The sequence below is a fragment of the Streptomyces sp. NPDC049915 genome (assembly GCF_040656475.1).
GTDB lineage: Bacteria > Actinomycetota > Actinomycetes > Streptomycetales > Streptomycetaceae > Streptomyces.
On the sequence record NZ_JBFAMH010000002.1, the window covers coordinates 23,667 to 40,337 of the forward strand.

15 protein-coding genes are annotated in these 16,671 nt (G+C 71.8%); all 15 read right to left on the bottom strand.

Going from position 1 to position 16,671, the window contains the following annotated elements:
• Positions 1-53: 53 nt before the first annotated feature.
• Positions 54-239 carry a hypothetical protein gene (locus tag AB0J12_RS02540; RefSeq protein ID WP_363262306.1) on the bottom strand — a complete coding sequence of 62 codons (186 nt, stop codon included), beginning with the start codon at positions 237-239 and terminating at the stop codon, positions 54-56.
• Between the two features lie 185 nt (positions 240-424).
• A complete protein-coding gene (locus AB0J12_RS02545) occupies positions 425-970 on the bottom strand; it encodes a hypothetical protein (RefSeq protein ID WP_363262307.1) in 546 nt (181 codons plus the stop codon).
• A 65-nt stretch (positions 971-1,035) separates the two neighbouring features.
• Complete coding sequence (locus AB0J12_RS02550; protein ID WP_363262308.1) at positions 1,036-1,590, bottom strand: GNAT family protein; 555 nt, start codon at positions 1,588-1,590, stop codon at positions 1,036-1,038.
• Positions 1,568-3,811 carry an MMPL family transporter gene (locus AB0J12_RS02555; RefSeq protein ID WP_363262309.1) on the bottom strand — a complete coding sequence of 748 codons (2,244 nt, stop codon included), beginning with the start codon at positions 3,809-3,811 and terminating at the stop codon, positions 1,568-1,570. The genes AB0J12_RS02550 and AB0J12_RS02555 overlap by 23 nt, the downstream gene beginning before the upstream one ends.
• 268 nt (positions 3,812-4,079) lie before the next feature.
• On the bottom strand, positions 4,080-5,594 hold the full coding sequence (gatB, locus tag AB0J12_RS02560) for an Asp-tRNA(Asn)/Glu-tRNA(Gln) amidotransferase subunit GatB (RefSeq protein ID WP_363262310.1): 1,515 nt from the start codon (positions 5,592-5,594) through the stop codon (positions 4,080-4,082).
• A gap of 15 nt (positions 5,595-5,609) precedes the next feature.
• Positions 5,610-5,849 (bottom strand): hypothetical protein, encoded by a 240-nt coding sequence (locus AB0J12_RS02565; protein WP_103782893.1) that lies wholly within the window; start codon positions 5,847-5,849, stop codon positions 5,610-5,612.
• A complete protein-coding gene (gatA, locus tag AB0J12_RS02570) occupies positions 5,846-7,342 on the bottom strand; it encodes an Asp-tRNA(Asn)/Glu-tRNA(Gln) amidotransferase subunit GatA (RefSeq protein WP_363262311.1) in 1,497 nt (498 codons plus the stop codon). Before gatA ends, AB0J12_RS02565 begins: the two co-directional genes overlap by 4 nt.
• 5 nt (positions 7,343-7,347) lie before the next feature.
• Positions 7,348-7,644 (bottom strand): Asp-tRNA(Asn)/Glu-tRNA(Gln) amidotransferase subunit GatC, encoded by a 297-nt coding sequence (gatC, locus tag AB0J12_RS02575; RefSeq protein WP_004925108.1) that lies wholly within the window; start codon positions 7,642-7,644, stop codon positions 7,348-7,350.
• 286 nt (positions 7,645-7,930) lie between these two features.
• On the bottom strand, positions 7,931-8,425 hold the full coding sequence (locus tag AB0J12_RS02580; protein ID WP_363262312.1) for a cupin domain-containing protein: 495 nt from the start codon (positions 8,423-8,425) through the stop codon (positions 7,931-7,933).
• A gap of 49 nt (positions 8,426-8,474) precedes the next feature.
• Positions 8,475-8,846 carry a DUF4267 domain-containing protein gene (locus AB0J12_RS02585; protein WP_363262314.1) on the bottom strand — a complete coding sequence of 124 codons (372 nt, stop codon included), beginning with the start codon at positions 8,844-8,846 and terminating at the stop codon, positions 8,475-8,477.
• A gap of 604 nt (positions 8,847-9,450) precedes the next feature.
• Positions 9,451-11,805, bottom strand: coding sequence for a bifunctional diguanylate cyclase/phosphodiesterase (locus AB0J12_RS02590; protein ID WP_363262315.1), 2,355 nt, complete (start codon positions 11,803-11,805; stop codon positions 9,451-9,453).
• A 259-nt stretch (positions 11,806-12,064) separates the two neighbouring features.
• Complete coding sequence (gene ligA / locus AB0J12_RS02595) at positions 12,065-14,260, bottom strand: NAD-dependent DNA ligase LigA (protein WP_363262317.1); 2,196 nt, start codon at positions 14,258-14,260, stop codon at positions 12,065-12,067.
• 15 nt (positions 14,261-14,275) lie between these two features.
• A complete protein-coding gene (locus AB0J12_RS02600) occupies positions 14,276-15,283 on the bottom strand; it encodes a methionine synthase (RefSeq protein WP_363262318.1) in 1,008 nt (335 codons plus the stop codon).
• 82 nt (positions 15,284-15,365) lie between these two features.
• Positions 15,366-16,064 carry an SDR family oxidoreductase gene (locus tag AB0J12_RS02605; RefSeq protein ID WP_363262319.1) on the bottom strand — a complete coding sequence of 233 codons (699 nt, stop codon included), beginning with the start codon at positions 16,062-16,064 and terminating at the stop codon, positions 15,366-15,368.
• Positions 16,065-16,082: 18 nt separating this feature from the next.
• Positions 16,083-16,622 carry a TIGR00730 family Rossman fold protein gene (locus AB0J12_RS02610; protein ID WP_363262320.1) on the bottom strand — a complete coding sequence of 180 codons (540 nt, stop codon included), beginning with the start codon at positions 16,620-16,622 and terminating at the stop codon, positions 16,083-16,085.
• Positions 16,623-16,671: the final 49 nt, after the last annotated feature.

The window sequence follows — 16,671 nt, forward strand, 5'->3', positions numbered from 1 at the left end:
GTGCGGGCGGCCGACCCCCGTACGGCCGTTCCCCGCACCCGGCGTCGGGCCGCTCACGCGGCCCGGGTGGACCAGCGGCGGCGCGGGCGGCCGGTATGCGCCTCGGCCTCGCTGGTGCGTGCGGCCACATCACGGCGGGCGGCGCGGCCGGCGCGGACGGCCTCACGGGCCAGGCGCTCCTGGTCGGCCCGGCGGATCAGCTCGGCGGCTCGGGCCTGCTGGACGTCGTACTCGTACATGTGGTCCCCCTGCGGGAAGAGAGTCGGTGCTTCGCTTTCTGCGATGCCTCAACTCTCGTCTCCCAGGGGGGTCCGCCACATCGGGAGAGTTCCGCATCTTGCGCGCCGCGCGGGGCCTTAGACGCGGGCAAGGGGACTCAGGGCCGCCGTAAGGCACTGCGGCGGACCTAAGACCACCGACGGCGTCAGCTCGTGGCGGGCAGGCCCAGGAGTACGTCCGTGTACTTCAGGACCGCCAGGAGCAGACCGATCACGCCGAGCGAGACACCCGCCCAGGCGACCGACTTGATCCACGGCGCCTGCGGCCGGCCGGGTGCGCCGAACGCGGGCCGGGCGAGCACGACCGCGCCCACGACCAGCGCCGCCAGCGCGAACAGGCCGGCCCACAGCGCGGTGGCCTGCCAGGCGTCGCCGTAGCCCTCCTTGACCATCGTCGCGACGCTGGAGGACGACGAGGTGTGCAGCTGGCCGATGAGCGACTCGCGCGCGGAGGCCACGGTGCCCGTCCAGCCGCCGGTGAGCGAGACGACACCCAGGGCGGCGGCGACGACGGCGCCGGCGCCCTGGCCGACCCCGGAGGGACCGCCTTCCTGCTGCTCGGCTTCCCGCGCTTGCGCTTCGGGCGTCTCCTGGTCGGTCCGCGTCTCGTGGTCGGTCTGCGTCTCCTTCTCGGTCTCGGTCGCCTCGTCGGCCGGCGTCGCCGCGGCCTCGTGCTCAGTCTTGGTAGCCATGCTCCGCACCGTACGGACGGAGTCTGAGAGGCGCCTTAATGATCGTCACCGGCCGTCGGCGCGCGTCACGCGCGTGCCGCGCGCCATTCGGGGGCGAGCACCGACCAGACCTCCATGTCGTGCCGTTCGCCGTGGTGGAGGTGGGCCGCGCGCCGCACCCCGTCACGGGTCATGCCGAGGCGGCGGGCGACGTTGATGCTGGGAACGTTGCCGGCGGAGGCGACCCACTCGACGCGGTAAATGCCGCGCTCCTCGACGGCCCAGTCGATGAGCACCCGCATCGCCCGGGTGATCAGCCCGCGCCCGGTCGCCGCCGGTTCCAGCCAGCAGCCGACCTCGCAGGTGCCGTTCTCGGCGTCGAAGTTCAGCGTGAGCACGCCGCCGACGAGCGTGCCGTCCAGCCACAGTCCGTGCAGCGAGGCGGTGCCGGCGGCGCGCATGTCGGCGTAGCGCCGGAGTGCCTCGCGCGCCGTGGGGATGTCGACGGCCTTGGAGCCGAAGGGGACGTACTGGTTGATGAACGCGCGTCCCCGCTCAAGGTGCGCCAGGAACTCCTCGGCGTGCCAGGGCTCCAGCGGCCGCAGCTGGGCTCCGTCGTCACCCAGGGATATCGCGTACATCCTGCTGCCGCTCCTTCGCCAGTACGTCCGCCACCTCGGCGTCCGTCGCAGCGGCCAGCCTCTCATGGGCGGCGCGGCACTCGGGCGGCTCGATGCTGATGCGGGGCAGGACGCGGTCCAGGCTCCGCGGCAGCCACCAGTTGGCGGCGCCGAGCAGGTGCATCAGGGCGGGCACCAGCAGGGTGCGCAGGACGAAGGCGTCCAGGGCGACGGCGGAGGCCAGCGCTATGCCGAACATGGCGATGACCCGGTCGCCGCTGAGGACGAAGGCGAGGAAGACGGAGATCATGATGACCGCCGCGGAGTTGATCACCCGGCTGGTCTCGGCGAGCCCTATGCGTATGGCGCGCCGGTTGTCGCCGGTCTCCAGCCACTCCTCGTACATCCGGCTGACCAGGAAGACCTGGTAGTCCATGGAGAGCCCGAAGAGAACCGAGACCATGATCACGGGGAGGAAGGGCTCGATGGGGCCCGCGCGGCCCAGTCCGAGCAGTTCGCTGCCCCAGCCCCACTGGAAGATCGTGACGACGACGCCGAACGCGGCGGCGACGGCGGCGATGTTCATCACGGCCGCCTTGAGCGGGATGCCGACGGACCGGAAGGCGAGCAGGAGCAGCAGACAGCCCAGGCCGATGACCACGCCGACGAAGAGGGGCAGCTTGCCGACGATGACGCCGGCGAAGTCGTCGTAGGAGGCCGTGACGCCGCCGACGTACACGTCGAGGGAGGTGCCGGCCTCGGCGCGGGGCAGCACGTCGGTGCGCAGCCGGTCGACGAGGTCGCTGGTGGCCTGCGACTGCGGCGCGGACTCGGGGACGACGGTGAGGTACGCGGTGTCGCCGCCGGGGCCGTAGGTCACCGGGGTCACGGAGGCGACACCGCGGGTACCGCGCAGGGTGGTGTCGAGATTGTCGAGGGCGAGCTTGTCCTGGGCGCCGTCTACGCGCGTCACCAGGGTGAGCGGGCCGTTGACGCCCGGCCCGAAGCCGTCCGCGAGGAGGTCGTAGGCCTTGCGGGTGGTCGTGGTCTGCGGGTCGTTGCCCTGGTCGGAGGTGCCCAGGTGGAGGGAGAGCGTGGGCAGCGCGAGCAGGGCGATGACGGCGGCGGCGAGGCCGCCGAGCTTCTTGGGGTGGCGCTCGACGAACGCCGACCAGCGGGCCGCGAACCCGGTCGGCAGCTCCGGCTGCGGCCCGTGCTCGGTCAGCCTGCGCCGTTCGCGGCGGCTGAGGGCGCGCATGCCGATGAACGACAGCAGGGCGGGCAGCAGGGTGACGGAGGCGGCGACGGTGAGCACCACGGTCAGCGAGGCGGCGATGGCGACGCCGTTGAGGAAGCGAAGCCGCAGGATGAGCATGCCGAGCAGGGCGATGCACACGGTCGCACCCGCGAAGACGACGGCGCGTCCGGTGGTGGCGACGGCGTTGGTGGCGGCCTCGGTGACGCTCAGCCCGCGTTTGAGTCCGCGTCGGTGGCGGGTGACGATGAACAGCGCGTAGTCGATGCCGACGCCGAGCCCGATGAGCATGCCGAGCATGGGCGCGAAGTCGGCGACGGTCATGGCGTGCCCGAGCAGTTCGATCCCGGCGTAGGCGGTGCCGACCCCGATGAGGGCGGTGGCGATGGGCAGCAGCGAGGCGGCGAGCGAGCCGAAGGCGAGGAGGAGCACGAGCGCGGCGACGGCCACGCCGACGACCTCGGCCAGGTGTCCGCCGGAGGTCTTGGTCAGCCCGATGGCGCTACCGCCCAGCTCGACCTGGAGCCCGTCGCCCTCGGCGGCCTTGGCGGTGTGCACCACGGCCTGTGCCTCGGCGGCGGTGAGGTGCTCGACGGTGTCGGCGAAGGTCACGGTGGCGTAGGCGGTGTGCCCGTCGGCGCTGATCCGGCCCGCGCCCTGGCCGCTGTACGGGCCGCTGACGGCCACCACGCCGGGCAGGTCGTCGATCTTCTCCAGCGTGCGGGTCATGGTCTGCTCGACGTCGGCGGCGCGGACGGTGCCGGACGTGGTGTGCCAGACGACGGTGTCGCTGTCGCCGCTCATGCCGGGGAAACCCTCTGCGAGCAGCTCGGTGGCGTGGCCGGCCTGGGTGCCGGGGACGTCGTAGTCGTTGGAGTAGGCGGAGCCGGCCACGGCGGCGGCAGCGGTGACCCCGCCGAAGGCGAGGAGCCACAGCAGAACGGCGATCAGGCGCCGTCGAACACACCAGCGTGCAAGGGCTGCCACGTACCTGCTCCCAGAGTGACTGAATTGTGGATCTTTGACCGGGAACAGTGGTCCATCAACCGAACAGCCCGCAAAGAACGCATGAGCAATGCCTAGTCACTCTTACAGGCGGAAGTGATCGTTTGCGGCTTTCGTGGCCTTGTTCACAGGTGTTGGGAGTCAGGTCACAGGACAATCATCGGAACTCTGTCACCTTTTGTGGCGCCACTCACATGCGGCAGGCCCCGGGGACCGTGTCCCCGGGGCCTGCCGTGCGCGTGGGTGCTGCTCAGCCCTCGCTGACGCCCAGCTTGTCGAGGATCAGCTCCTTGACCCGGGCCGCGTCGGCCTGGCCGCGCGTGGCCTTCATGACGGCGCCGACCAGGGCGCCGGCGGCGGCCACCTTGCCGCCGCGGATCTTGTCCGCGATGGCCGGGTTGCCGGTGATGGCCTCCTCGACGGCGGCGGTGAGCGCGCCCTCGTCGGAGACGACCTTCAGGCCGCGCTTGTCGACGACCTCGTCCGGCGTGCCTTCGCCGGCGAGGACGCCCTCGATGACCTGGCGGGCCAGCTTGTCGTTCAGGTCGCCCTTGGCGACCAGCTCGGTCACCCGGGCCACCTGCTGCGGCGTGATCGCCAGCTCGTCCAGCGAGGTGCCGGACTCGTTGGCGCTGCGGGCCAGCTCACCCATCCACCACTTGCGGGCGGAGGCCGCGTCGGCACCGGCGTCGATGGTGGCGACGATCAGGTCCAGCGCACCGGCGTTGAGGATCGCCTGCATGTCGGTGGCGGAGATGCCCCACTCGGTGAGCAGACGGGTGCGGCGGGCCAGCGGCATCTCGGGCAGGGCCGCGCGGATCTCCTCGACCCACGCGCGGGAGGGCGCGACCGGCACCAGGTCGGGCTCCGGGAAGTACCGGTAGTCCTCGGCCTCCTCCTTCACGCGGCCCGCGGTCGTGGACCCGGTGTCCTCGTGGAAGTGGCGGGTCTCCTGGATGATCGTGCCGCCGGAGGAGAGCACGGCCGCGTGGCGCATGATCTCGAACCGGGCCGCACGCTCCACCGAGCGCAGCGAGTTGACGTTCTTGGTCTCGCTGCGGGTGCCGAACTTCTCGGTGCCGTTGGGGCGCAGCGACAGGTTCACGTCGCAGCGCATCTGGCCCATCTCCATGCGGGCCTCGGACACGCCGAGGGCACGGATGACCTCGCGCAGCTCACGGACGTACGCCTTCGCCACCTCGGGCGCGCGTTCGCCGGCGCCGACGATCGGCTTGGTGACGATCTCGATGAGCGGGATGCCGGCGCGGTTGTAGTCCAGCAGGGAGTGGGACGCGCCGTGGATACGGCCGGTGGCGCCGCCGACGTGCGTCGACTTGCCGGTGTCCTCCTCCATGTGGGCGCGCTCGATCTCCACGCGGAAGGTCTCGCCGTCCTCCAGCTGCACGTCGAGGTAGCCGTTGAAGGCGATCGGCTCGTCGTACTGGGAGGTCTGGAAGTTCTTCGGCATGTCCGGATAGAAGTAGTTCTTCCGGGCGAATCGGCACCATTCGGCGATCTCGCAGTTCAGCGCGAGGCCGATCTTGATGGCGGACTCGACGCCGGTCGCGTTGACGACCGGGAGCGCGCCGGGCAGACCGAGGCAGACCGGGCAGGTCTGGCTGTTCGGGTCGGCGCCGAGCGAGGTCGAGCAGCCGCAGAACATCTTGGTCTTGGTGCCGAGTTCGACATGGACCTCGAGGCCCATGACGGGGTCGTACGACGCGAGTGCGTCCTCGTACGACACCAGGTCGGTCGTGGTGGTCACGGTGAAACTTCCCTCTCAGCCCAGCAGGACGTCGTCGTCGCCCAGTCGCTTCAGCTCGCGGTACAGGATGGCGAGGCCGGTGACGATCGCGACCGCGGAGACGGTGGCGTCGATCAGCCGCAGCGTGTCCTGCTCGGCGCGGGCCTTCTTGATCTGCTTGGCGACACCGAGCGCGCCGAACGCGGTGGTGGCCATCGACAGGTACGTGCCGGACTTGGACTTCTTGAAGTCCTTGGCCTTGGACAGCTTGCTCACAGCGACGGAGCCTCCTCCAGGAGCGGGTGCCCCCACTTTTCCACGAAGGCGGCCTCGACGGCGGCGCCCACCTTGTACAGGCGCTCGTCCTTCATCACCGGGGCGATGATCTGCAGGCCGACCGGGAGGTTGTCCTCCGGGGCGAGACCGCAGGGCAGGGACATGGCCGCGTTGCCCGCCAGGTTGGTCGGGATGGTGCACAGGTCCGCGAGGTACATCGCCATCGGGTCGTCGGCGCGCTCGCCGATCGCGAAGGCGGTGGTCGGGGTCGTCGGGGAGACGATCACGTCGACCTGCTCGAAGGCCTTGTCGAAGTCCTGCTTGATCAGCGTGCGGACCTTCTGCGCGGAGCCGTAGTACGCGTCGTAGTAGCCGCTCGAAAGGGCATACGTGCCGAGCATGATGCGGCGCTTGACCTCGGGGCCGAAGCCGGCCTCGCGGGTGAAGGAGGTGACCTCCTCCGCCGAGTGGCTGCCGTCGTCGCCGGTGCGCAGGCCGTAGCGCAGGCCGTCGAAGCGGGCCAGGTTCGAGGAGCACTCGGACGGCGCGATCAGGTAGTACGCCGACAGCGCGAGGTCGAAGGACGGGCAGTCCAGCTCGACGATCTCGGCGCCCAGCTCCTTCAGCAGCGCGACGGACTCGTCGAAGCGCTGGATGACGCCGGCCTGGTAGCCCTCGCCGCGGAACTGCTTGACGACGCCGACGCGCATGCCCTCGACGCTGCCGCTGCGGGCGGCCTCGACGACCGGCGGGACCGGGGCGTCGATGGAGGTGGAGTCCAGCGGGTCGTGGCCGGCGATCACCTCGTGCAGCAGGGCCGCGTCCAGGACCGTGCGGGCGCAGGGGCCGCCCTGGTCGAGGGAGGAGGAGAAGGCGACCATGCCGTAGCGGGAGACCGCGCCGTAGGTCGGCTTCACGCCGACCGTGCCGGTGACGGCGGCCGGCTGGCGGATGGAGCCGCCGGTGTCGGTGCCGATGGCCAGCGGGGCCTCGAAGGCGGCGAGCGCGGCGGAGGAACCGCCGCCGGAGCCGCCGGGGATCTTGGTGAGGTCCCACGGGTTGCCGGTCGGGCCGTAGGCGCTGTTCTCGGTGGAGGACCCCATGGCGAACTCGTCCATGTTGGTCTTGCCGAGGATGACGACGTCTGCGGCCTTCAGCTTGCGCGTGACGGTCGCGTCGTACGGCGGGATCCAGCCCTCGAGGATCTTCGAGCCGACGGTCGTGGGCACGCCCTCGGTGGTGAAGATGTCCTTCAGCGCGAGCGGGACGCCGGCCAGCGGGCCGAGCTTCTCGCCGCGCTCGCGCTTGGCGTCCACGGCACGCGCCTGGGCGAGCGCGCCCTCGCGGTCGATGTGCAGGAAGGCGTGCACCTTCTCGTCGACGGCCTCGATCCGGGCCAGGTGGGCCTCGGTGACCTGGACGGCCGTGAGTTCGCCGGAGGCGATCTTCTCGGCGATCTGCGCGGCCGTGAGCTTGATGATGTTGTCCGTCATGGTGGTCACTCCTCCCCCAGGATCTGCGGCACCTTGAAACGCTGCTGCTCCTGGGCGGGGGCGCCGGAGAGCGCCTGCTCGGGGGTGAGCGAGGGACGGACCTCGTCCGGCCGCATGACGTTGGTCAGCGGGAGCGGGTGCGAGGTCGGCGGTACGTCTTGGTCGGCGACCTCGCTGACGCGGGCCACCGCGCCGATGATGTCGTCCAGCTGTCCCGCGAAGTGGTCGAGCTCTTCGGGCTTCAGCTCCAGACGCGCCAGCCGGGCGAGGTGGGCGACCTCCTCGCGCGTGATGCCAGGCATGCAGCGATCCTCTGGGGTGAGTGTGTGTGGTTCGGGCCGGGGGCTGACGTCTCGCTTCCGCCGTCCGGCCGAGGGGCGGGCCGCGCGGCGTTTGGTGCGTGCGATCGCAAGGCGCCGGAGCGCCCTCGTGGCGGAAGCCACGTGGGCGGTTCGGCAACGCGGCGAGCGTGCGTGCCAGGCGTCGTGCGGCAGGCGGAAATGTGACGCCAGTGCCCAATCCTATGGGGCGGGGGCCCGTGCCTGTTAAACGGTTTGCCGGGGGCCTCGCGGGCGGCCCGGTCCGGGGTCAGCCGCGGCGCTTCTCCCAGGCCTCGCTGTGCAGGAAGTGATTGTCGTACAGCTCCTGTACGTCGAGGAGGCTCTCGGGGGCGGCCTGGCCGAGCCGGATGCGCTGCAAGTGGCGGAAGTACTCGAAGCGCTCGACGCCCGGGGTGATGACGATCAGCAGGTCCGCCGAGGCTCCGGGGACGGCGGCGAAGGCGTGCGGGCGGTCCGGCGGGACGATGATCAGGTCGCCGCGCTCGGCGGTGACGACGTCGTCGCCGGACAGGACGTCGGCGGCACCGTCGAGCAGGTAGAACATCTCCGCGGAGTGGTGGTGCACGTGCGGCTTGGCGCCGTCGGCGCCCTCGGCGAGCGTCACGCGCACGGTGGACAGCGCGCCGCCGCCGGCGCTGCTGTCGGCCAGCAGCTTGACGGCGACGGGGTCGCCGCCGACGACCTCCGCCTCGGCGTCCCGGACCAGCACGGTCTCGTCGAACTTCGGTACGAACAGCGACATGACGTATCCCCCTCGTTTCTCTGCGGCCAGACCGCGGTCAGCACTGCGGTCAGACCGCGAAGAGCAGTCCGGCACTGATCAGTACAACGCACGCGGTGGCGAAGTGGATCCCGAAAGCGACGGCTTTCGTGCCGCCGTTGCGCAGCACGATCAGCGTGTCGAGGAACGGGACGAGTGCCACGCAGACCATGAACCAGGCCTCGGCGCGGGCTCCCACGAAGGCGAGCAGGGCGAGGCCCAGCAGACCGAAGGTGCCGTCCCTGAGTCCCTTGACCGACAGGTAGGCGCGGGCGTCGCCGCGCGGGTCGGCCGGGACGCCGTAGCCGGCGGCGGCGGGGGCGGGCTGGAACCAGAAGCGGTATCCGAGGAACAGGCAGAACAGGTCGAGCAGGACGGCCAGGGTGTAGGCGGTGACGGTCATGGGTCCCCCTGTGATGATTTTCTAGCAACGCTAGGAACAGGAGCCACGCTAACGCAAGCCCGACAGATTGGCTAGCGCCGCTAGAATTTCTGCCGTGTCGATCCAGTGGCGCCGAGAGCGCGACTGCGCGCCGCCCGCTGGGCGGCGAGCGGGGCGCGGGAGGCGCGGCGGGGTGAGGAGGCGCGCTGCTTGAGCCCGGTGACCGGGGGACGGACCTTTCACGGCGGCGGCGTGGCGACGCCCGGCCGCGGCACCGCAGGGCGGAGAAGCCCGCCCGCTTCACCACGGCGTGGAGCCACGCCGGCCCCTTCATCGCGGCGTGACGAGCCCGGCCGATGCGCGGCGGGGGTGGAGAGGCCCGCCGCTTGACGCGGCGCAAAAGACACCCCGGTTCACTCCACGGCGGCGTGAGGACGCCCTCGCCGCCTGGCAACTGGTTGAGGGAGCCCGCCCGCTTTACAGCGGGTCGAGGGACCCGCCCAGTTCACTGCGGCGGATGGCGACCCGCCCGCTTCACCGCAGGTTGCCGGAACCCGCCCGTCTCACCGCAGCGGGACGACACCCGGCCGCTCGCCGCGAGGTCGCTGCGCCGGGACTCGCGCCGTCAGCTGACTCGGCCCGGGTCGTCCACCGTGGCGGCGGGGAGCGCTGCCGCGGGGCGCTGCCAGCCGCGGGAGCCGCGGGCGCGCAGCCAGGCGGTCGTCTCCTCCGGTGGCATCGCGGCGGCGACCAGCCAGCCCTGGACGGCGTCGCAGCCCAGGTCGCGCAGTCGCTCCCAGGTCTCGTCGTCCTCGACGCCCTCGGCGACGACCAGCAGGCCCAAGGAGTGGGCGAGGTCGACGGTGCAGCGCACGATCGCGGCGTCCTCGGCGTCCACCGCGAGCCGGGCCACGAAGGAGCGGTCGATCTTCAGCTCGCTGACCGGCAGCCGGCGCAGGTGCACCAGGGAGGAGTAGCCGGTGCCGAAGTCGTCCAGGGACATCTTCACGCCGTGGCCGGTGAGCCCGGCGAGGGTGTCGGCGGCGCGCTGCGGGTCCTCCAGCAGCACGTGTTCCGTTATCTCCAGCTGTAGCGACCCGGCCGGGACTCCGTGCCGGGCCAGCCGGGCGGCGACGGAACCGGCGAAGCCGGGGGTGTGCACGTCGCGCGGGGAGACGTTGACGGCGACCGGGACGAACAGGCCCTGCGAGCGCCACTCGGCGACCTGGGCGAGCGCGGTGTCCAGGACGTACTCGGTGAGGTGCGGCATCAGGCCGGAGGACTCGGCGATCGCTATGAACTCGTCCGGCGGCACCTTCCCGCGCTCGGGATGCACCCAGCGCACGAGTGCCTCGAGGCCGGCCACCTGGCCGTCGAAGCGGACCTTGGGCTGGTAGTGCAGCTGGACCTCGTGGGCGTCCAGCGCCCGGCGCAGATCGCCGAGGAGTCCGAGCCGGTCGGGGGTGTTGGAGTCGCGCTTGGACTCGTAGACCTCGACGCCGGTGCGGTCGCGCTTCGCCTGGTACATCGCCACGTCGGCGCGGCGCAGCAGGCCCTCGGCCTCCAGCGCGTGGTCGGGGAAGACGGCGACGCCGGCGCTGGCCTCCAGCACGAGCGTGAGTCCGTCGAGATCGAGCGGTGAGCTGAGGTCGGCGACCAGGCCGCGGGCGACGCGCATCGCCGAGGTCGTGGAGTCGGCGACCGGCAGTAACACGGCGAACTCGTCACCGCCGAGCCGCGCCACCTCGGCGCCGCGCGGCAGGGCCAGCCGCAGCCGGTCGGCTATCTGGAGCAGCAGCCGGTCCCCGGCCAGATGACCGAGGGTGTCGTTGACCGATCGAAAACGGTCCAGGTCGATCAGCACGAGGGCGGCGCGGGCGCCGATGCGCTCGGCGTCGTCCAGTGCGGTCCAGATGCGTTCCAGCAGCCACTGGCGGTTGGGCAGCCCGGTGAGCGGGTCGCGCAGCTGCTCCTCCGCCCGGGCCCGGGCTATCCACAGGGTGGAGTCCAGGGCGATCAGCGGGATGGAGAACAGCGGCAGCAGCACCGGCTTGGTGCTGGCCACCACGCACACCAGCGGGGCTATGCCGAGCAGGGCCACGGCGACCAGGCCCTGCCTGACCAGCGCGGTGCGCGCGACCGTGGGCAGTCCGCCGGAGCGCGGCGCGTGCAGGTACCACAGCAGGATCCGGGTCACGGCGAGGTAGGCGACCGCGACGAGCACCACCTCGGGGGCGGTGTAGAAGGTCCACGCGTCGGGGTCCGAGGGCGCCTCAACGGTCGGTACGGCGCCGAAGGCGGCCAGCACCAGCGCGCCGGCGCCGATGCCGAGCAGGTCCACCGCGCCGTGCAGCACCCCCTGCCGCCAGCGGTGGCGGCGGGCTATGCCGACCAGGACGACGACGGTGAGGCTGACCATGCCGGCCGGCACCCAGCCGTAGAGCAGCAGGACGGCGAGGGTGAGGGCGGCGCCGGAACCGGTGCCGCCCCACCAGCGGGCGCGCCCCAGCATGACCAGGTGGCCGACGATGATGCCGGTCAGCAGCGCCAGCGACCAGCCGACCGCGCCGGACGGGAAGAGGGCGTGGCCGCCGGTGAAAGCACGGTAGAAGCCGGCGCCCAGCACGAACCCGGCGGCCGTGACGACCGCGACGGGCAGCGGAGGCCAGGACAGGTGGCGTTCGTGGTCGGCGCCGGGCAGGGCCGCGGCGGGGCGGGAGGGATCGAGCCTGCGGGGGCGGGCCCGGCCGACGCGGAGCCGGGTGGCGCTGAGCCGGGTGGTGGCGTCGCGCCCGTCGGCGGCCGTCAGGCCGGCGCCGAGCCGGGCGGAGGACATGCCGTCGGCGCCCGGGTATGCGGGGGCGGCGCGCTCGCGTGCGCCGCCGCGCCCCATGGCGCGTGTCACCCACCGGCTCCCCCGCCACGCGCCCGCCACACGGCGCAGCCGTGAGCCGGGGGCGGTGCTCTCGGTCGGTTCCATTCCCGTCCCTCTCACAACCGGCGGTGCCCACGCCTCGCGGCCCGATGCCCGACTTCCCTCAACGGCTCCGCGTTGGAAAACCCTTCCCCTCGCTCATCACGAGCGTGAGGATGCCCCGACCGCAACTGGGCACGGCAGGCGCATATCTCAACAGTAGGCCGCGGACGCCTTCCTCGGGCAGCGGTCGCCGACGGTTGCCCGAATGCGCCCCGGCCACCCCTATGCAACTGATATGCGCCGATCGGGTGGCCTTCAACCGCTACTCCTCGGCCGAAAGAGCGACGTCCGCCGCGGCCTCCGGGCCCTGGTCGAGCAGGACGTTGAAGCCCTCTTCGTTCAGGACGGGCACCTTGAGTTGCATCGCCTTGTCGTACTTCGATCCGGGGTTGTCCCCCACAACGACGAACGCGGTCTTCTTCGACACCGAACCGGTCACCTTGGCCCCGCGGCTCTGCAGCGCGTCCTTGGCCCCGTCCCGGGTGAAGTGCTCCAGGGTGCCGGTGACGACGACGGTAAGCCCTTCCAGCGGGCGGGGTCCCTCGTCCTCGCCGGTGCTCTCCTCCTCCATGCGGACGCCGGCGGCCCTCCACTTGCGCAGGATCTCCTGGTGCCACTCCTCGGCGAACCACTCCTTGAGGGAGGCGGCGATGATCGCACCCACGCCGTCGGTGTTCGCCAGCTCCAGCTCGCTGGCCTGTTCGATGCGGTCGATGGAGCGGAACTCCCGGGCGAGCGCCTCGGCGGCGACCGGGCCGACGTGCCGGATCGACAGCCCGGTGAGGATGCGGGCGAGCGGGCGCTGCTTGGCCGCCGCGATGTTCTCCAGCATGGCCAGGGCGTTCTTCTTCGGCTCGCCCTGCTGGTTGGCGAAGACGGTGGCGATCTTCTCCTCGCCGGTCTTCGGGTCCCGCTTGGGCAGACCGCTGTCCTGATCCAGGACGTACGCCCTGATGGGCAGCAGCTGCTCGACGGTCAGGTCGAACAGGTCGCCCTCGTCCTTCAGCGGCGGGTCCGCCGGCTCCAGCGGCTTGGTGAGGGCGGCCGCGGCGACGTACCCGAAGTGCTCGATGTCCAGGGCCTTGCGGCCCGCGAGGTAGAACAGGCGCTCACGCAGCTGGGCCGGGCAAGCGCGGGCGTTGGGGCAGCGCAGGTCGACGTCGCCCTCCTTCATGGGCCGCAGCGGCGTGCCGCACTCGGGGCACTCGCTCGGCATCACGAACTCGCGCTCGCTGCCGTCGCGCAGGTCGACCACGGGGCCGAGGATCTCGGGGATGACGTCGCCGGCCTTGCGCAGCACCACCGTGTCACCGATGAGGACGCCCTTGGCCTTGACGACGTCCTGGTTGTGCAGCGTGGCGAACTCGACCTCCGAGCCGGCCACCGTCACCGGCTCGACCTGCGCGTACGGCGTGACACGGCCGGTGCGGCCGACGCCGACGCGGATGTTGACGAGCTTGGTGTTGACCTCCTCCGGCGCGTACTTGTACGCGATCGCCCAGCGCGGCGCCCGCGCGGTGGAGCCGAGGCGGCCCTGGAGGCGGATCTCGTCGAGCTTGACGACGACGCCGTCGATCTCGTGCTCCACCGAGTGCCGGTTCTCGCCGAAGTAGGCGATGAACTCGCGGACGCCGTCGAGGCCGTCGACCACCTTGTTGTGCCGGGAGGTGGGCAGGCCCCAGGTCTTCAGCAGGTCGTAGGCCTGGGAGAGCCGGGTCATCCCCGAGTAGCCCTCCAGGACGCCGATGCCGTGGACCACCATGTGCAGCGGGCGGGTGGCGGTGACGCGCGGGTCCTTCTGGCGCAGCGAACCGGCGGCGGCGTTGCGCGGGTTGGCGAAGGGCTTGTCCCCCGCCTCGACCAGGCGGGCGTTCAGCTCCTCGAACTTCTCTCCCGGGAAGTAGACCTCACCGCGGATCTCCACGAGGTCGGGGACCTCCTCCCCGTCGAGGCGGTCCGGGATCTCGGCGATCGTGCGGACGTTGGGGGTGATGTCCTCACCGGTGCGCCCGTCGCCGCGGGTCGCCGCGCGGACGAGGCGGCCGTGCTCGTAGGTGAGGTTCACGGCGAGGCCGTCGACCTTCAGCTCGCACAGGAAGTGGTACTCCTGGTCGCCCAGTTCGCGCGCGATGCGGTCGGCCCAGGCGGCGAGCTCGTCGTCGTTGAAGGTGTTGTCGAGGGAGAGCATGCGGGAGCGATGCTCGACGGAGGTGAAGTCCGTCGCGTAGGAACCCGCGACCTTCTGGGTCGGCGAGTCCGGCGTCCGCAGCTCCGGATACTGCTCCTCCAGCGCCTCCAGCGTCTTCAGGAGCTTGTCGAAATCGGCGTCGCTGATGACCGGAGCGTCGTTCACGTAGTACCGGAAGCGGTGCTCCTCGATCTGCTCAGCGAGCTGGGCGTGCTTCTCACGTGCCTCGGCGGGCACTGCCGTCTCCGCCTGCTGCTTGTCGCCGGCCACCGTGTTGTCCTCCCGTTACTCTGGGTTGTCCGCGAGGGATCTCGCCGCCCGGACGCAGTGGGCGAGCGCCTGGCGCGCGTACGCCGGTGAGGCGCCCGCGAGCCCGCACGCCGGCGTCACCGTGACCGCCTGGGCGAGCAGCCCCGGGTGCAGGCCCAGCCTGCGCCACAGCGTCCTGACACCCATGACGCTACCGGCAGGGTCTGACAACGGGCCGTCCGTGCCCGGCACGACACCGGCGAACAGCCGGGTGCCGCCCTCGACCGCCTCACCGATCGCCTCGTCGTCACGCTCGGTGAGGAGGGAGAAGTCGAAGGAGACGGCCGCCACGCCGGTCCGGCGCAGCAGGGCGAAGGGCACGTCGGGGGCGCAGGAGTGGACCACGACGGGCCCGCCGGTGTGCACCGCGACGGTGTCGCGGAGGGTGGCCTCGATGACCTGCCGGTCGACGGCGCGGTGGGTGCGGTAGCCGCTGGCCGTTCTCACCTGGCCGCGCAGGACCGGGGTGAGGGACGGCTCGTCGAGCTGGAGGACGAGCTGCCCGCCGGGGACGCGCCGCCGGACCTCGGCGAGGTGGAGCCGCAGCCCCTCGGTGAGGGAGGCGGCGAGGTCGCGGCAGGCGCCCGGGTCGGAGAGGGCGGCCTCGCCGTTCCTCAGCTCCAGGCTCGCGGCGAGCGTCCACGGCCCGACCGCCTGCACCTTCAGCGGCCCGGTGTAGCCCTGCGTGAACTCCTCCAGCGCGTCGAGGTCCTCGACGAGCCAGGACCGGGCCCGCTTGGTGTCGCGGCCCGGCCGGTCGCCGAGCCGCCAGCCGCTGGGCTCCACGCGCGCGTACAGCTCGACGAGCATCCCCGCGGTCCGGCCGATCATGTCCGCGCCGGGGCCGCGGCCGGGCAGCTCCGGCAGAAACGGGAAGTCCTCGAAGGACCCGGTGACGGTCTTGACGGCCTCGCGGGCATCGCCCCCGGGCATCGACCCGACCCCGGTGGCGCCCCCGAACCTGAACTGGCTGTTTTCACTCACGCCTGAAGCCTACGTAAGCGTCACCGAGGGTTCTTCGCCGACTGCCTGTGGCCGGGCGGCCCGGCGCCGTGCCCGCGTGGGATCAGCGCCCCGGCCGCACCGACAGGTCGTTGACCTCCGCGTCGCCCGGCAGGTCGATCGCCATCAGGATCGCCGTGGCGACCGACTCGGGGTCGATCCAGCGGGACGGGTCGTACTCCTTGCCCTCCTGCTGGTGGACCTTGGCCTGCATGGGGCTGGCCGTGCGGCCGGGGTAGACGGAGGTGACGCGGACGCCGCTGCCGTGCTCCTCCTGGCGCAGGGAGTCGGCGAGGGCCTTCAGGCCGTGCTTGGAGGCCGCGTACGCCGACCACTCGGCGTGCGCGTTCAGGCCGGCGCCGGAGTTGACGAACACCACGTGGCCGCGGGCGGCGCGCAGCTGGGGCAGCAGCAGGCGGGTCAGTTCGGCGGGCGCGATCAGGTTGACGTTGAGCTGGTGGCGCCAGGACTTCGGGGTCAGGTCGCCGACCCGGCCGAGGTCGACGACGCCCGCGATGTGCAGCAGCGAGTCCACGCGGTCCGGCAGCGACTGATGGGACAGCGCCCAGGACAGCTTGTCGGGGTCGGCGAGATCGCCGACCAGGGTCTGCGCGCCGGGGAACGCGGCGGCCAGCTCCTTCGCCCGGCCCGCGTCGCGCGCGTGCAGCACGAGGTCGTCCCCGCGCGCGTGCAGACGGCGGGCGACGGCCGCGCCTATCCCGGAACCGGCTCCGGTGATCACATGTGTAGCCATGCCCGCCATGCTCGCATCACCGCCGGCTCAGACAATGCCCTGGCTCTCCTCCAGGTAGGCCAGCGCGCCCACCGGCTCCTCGGCGAAGAACACCAGGTCGGTGAGCGGGCGGGGCAGGAAGCCCTCGTCGTCCATGCGCCGGAACTGCTCCTTGAGGCCGTCGTAGAAGCCCGCGGTGTTCAGCAGCACCACCGGCTTGTCGGTGTGGCCGTGCTTCTTCAGCTCCAGGATCTCGGTGGCCTCGTCGAGCGTGCCGGTGCCGCCCACCATGATCACCACCGCGTCGGCCTTCTCCAGCAGCAGCCTCTTACGCTCGGCGAGGTCCTTGGCGATCACCATGTCGTCGACGCCCGGCCGGACCTTGGCCGCCAGGAAATCCACCGAGACCCCGCACAGCCGTCCGCCGGCCTCCTGCACGCCGTCCGCGACGACCTTCATCAGGCCGACGTCCGAGCCGCCCCACACGAGCGTGTGGCCGCCCTTGCCCAGCAGTTCGGCGAACTCGCGCGCCGGACGGGTGTAGCGGTCGTCGAGGTCGGCGGCGGAGAGGAAGACACAGATACGCATGAGGCCCACCGTACGCGGGAAGAACCGGCGCCCGGAAAGCGCTGTTCTT

What these genes read in the sequence shown, in the direction of transcription:
- AB0J12_RS02540 (WP_363262306.1), bottom strand. Translation starts at nt 239, where the DNA reads ATGTACGAGTACGACGTCCAGCAGGCCCGAGCCGCCGAGCTGATCCGC.
- AB0J12_RS02545 (WP_363262307.1), bottom strand. Translation starts at nt 970, where the DNA reads ATGGCTACCAAGACTGAGCACGAGGCCGCGGCGACGCCGGCCGACGAG.
- AB0J12_RS02550 (WP_363262308.1), bottom strand. Translation starts at nt 1,590, where the DNA reads ATGTACGCGATATCCCTGGGTGACGACGGAGCCCAGCTGCGGCCGCTG.
- gatA (WP_363262311.1), bottom strand. Translation starts at nt 7,342, where the DNA reads ATGACGGACAACATCATCAAGCTCACGGCCGCGCAGATCGCCGAGAAG.
- gatC (WP_004925108.1), bottom strand. Translation starts at nt 7,644, where the DNA reads ATGCCTGGCATCACGCGCGAGGAGGTCGCCCACCTCGCCCGGCTGGCG.
- AB0J12_RS02580 (WP_363262312.1), bottom strand. Translation starts at nt 8,425, where the DNA reads ATGTCGCTGTTCGTACCGAAGTTCGACGAGACCGTGCTGGTCCGGGAC.
- AB0J12_RS02585 (WP_363262314.1), bottom strand. Translation starts at nt 8,846, where the DNA reads ATGACCGTCACCGCCTACACCCTGGCCGTCCTGCTCGACCTGTTCTGC.
- AB0J12_RS02590 (WP_363262315.1), bottom strand. Translation starts at nt 11,805, where the DNA reads ATGGAACCGACCGAGAGCACCGCCCCCGGCTCACGGCTGCGCCGTGTG.
- AB0J12_RS02605 (WP_363262319.1), bottom strand. Translation starts at nt 16,064, where the DNA reads ATGGCGGGCATGGCTACACATGTGATCACCGGAGCCGGTTCCGGGATA.
- AB0J12_RS02610 (WP_363262320.1), bottom strand. Translation starts at nt 16,622, where the DNA reads ATGCGTATCTGTGTCTTCCTCTCCGCCGCCGACCTCGACGACCGCTAC.